Genomic DNA, 1,396 nt, shown 5'->3' on the forward strand with positions numbered 1-1,396 from the left:
ACGAAATCACGGCTGAACTTTCTGTCGCTGCTGCGTGGCAATTATACCGACTATGTTCTTAACGATGCAGCATTCGAGTATTTGCTGGCGCGTAAAGCGGATCCTGCACTCATAGCCCGCTTACAACCCCGCAAACCACAGCACTTTCCCAATCAGGTGCTATTTCTTGAGCATCTGCTCAGAAATGGCGTCGATATCTTCGATAACAATACGCTCCGCATGTTCGGTGAAGCTGGTCTATGGGGAGCTATCCGATATCACGGGCTTATGGGCAATACGGTGATTGTCTCTGACGATGCCGGTCAATTCCGGGTGGGAGACCATGCCCTGTGCTGGGTCCATGCGGAACGTTTGTTGCACAAACTGATGCCGGCGAAACCACAGCAGGTGAAACATGTTGAAACGCTGCGCAAACTTATCTGGCTCTTTTACAAGCTTTTGAAAGACTTTGCCCGAAGTCCCAGCCGTCGTACAGCCCAGGCCCTTGAAGTCAGGTTCGATCGGATCTTTTCCATCCGCACCGGATATGCTGATCTGGATAAGCTTCTGGCGCGCTTACTGCGCCGTAGACAGGAATTGCTGAAAGTTCTCGAACGACCCGAGATCCCGTTGCACACCAATGCCTCCGAGAATGATCTGCGCAGCTGCGTCACCAAACGAAAAATCTCCGGCGGCACCATGAGCCGGGATGGACGTATCGCCCGCGATACCATGCTCGGCCTTATGAAGACCTGCAAGAAACTCGGGCTTTCCTTCTGGCACTACCTCGGCGATCGGCTTGGTGTATCCACTCAGAAGCCAGCCATTCCGGAGCTTGCAGGCCTCATCATCGCAAAAGCCCGATAGTGTTCATCTTTATCGGCGGCGACCAGGCTTTGTAAATGGAACGACCCGGCCTGCTTTTGTCGGCGCCTCATCTAAAATATGGCGACCAGTCAGGCTCAGCAATGACGGCGAAACGTTCCACTGTTTGTCGCCATCGGTATGTACCGTCACTGTCTTGCGATTACGGCGGATTACAAAACCACGAACCTCGGCACCATCCGGCCCTTCAAACATCACGCCGCTGCCGATCCTGATGTCCTGAAGGGCTACTTCATTCCTTTGCTGCTGCAGAAACTGCAATCTCTCAACGATACGCCGGTTCAGCGCCATCAGCATCGCTTCATCCAGACTATCAATGTCGATCTCAGTCATCCGCGCCTTCTTCAAAATGCAATGGGAAGCAATCTTCTGTCACAGACCGGATTATGGTAGATTGCAAGTCAGCGCGCAATTGCACAGTGAAATAGCACCGCCAACGGATATGCCCCGCTTACCCCATCGTTGTAACCGGGGCAGATTTGGTGGCAGTTCTTTTGTTTTTGAGTCGAAGTCAGAAATATTAAACCCTGTG

The 1,396-nt window shown here is 52.4% G+C and carries 2 protein-coding genes; one reads left to right on the forward strand and one right to left on the reverse strand.

Annotated features, from left to right (window positions below; all coding sequences use genetic code 11):
* On the forward strand, positions 1-846 hold an 846-nt coding region (locus KWJ32_RS28020; protein WP_256886619.1), incomplete at its 5' end, for a transposase.
* 9 nt (positions 847-855) lie between these two features.
* On the opposite strand, the gene KWJ32_RS28025 is transcribed toward KWJ32_RS28020, so the two are convergent.
* On the reverse strand, positions 856-1,212 hold the full coding sequence (locus KWJ32_RS28025; protein ID WP_323054581.1) for a hypothetical protein: 357 nt from the start codon (positions 1,210-1,212) through the stop codon (positions 856-858).
* Between the last annotated feature and the right edge of the window lie 184 nt (positions 1,213-1,396).

Source organism: Ochrobactrum sp. BTU2 (assembly GCF_024539785.1).
Taxonomy (GTDB): domain Bacteria; phylum Pseudomonadota; class Alphaproteobacteria; order Rhizobiales; family Rhizobiaceae; genus Brucella; species Brucella anthropi.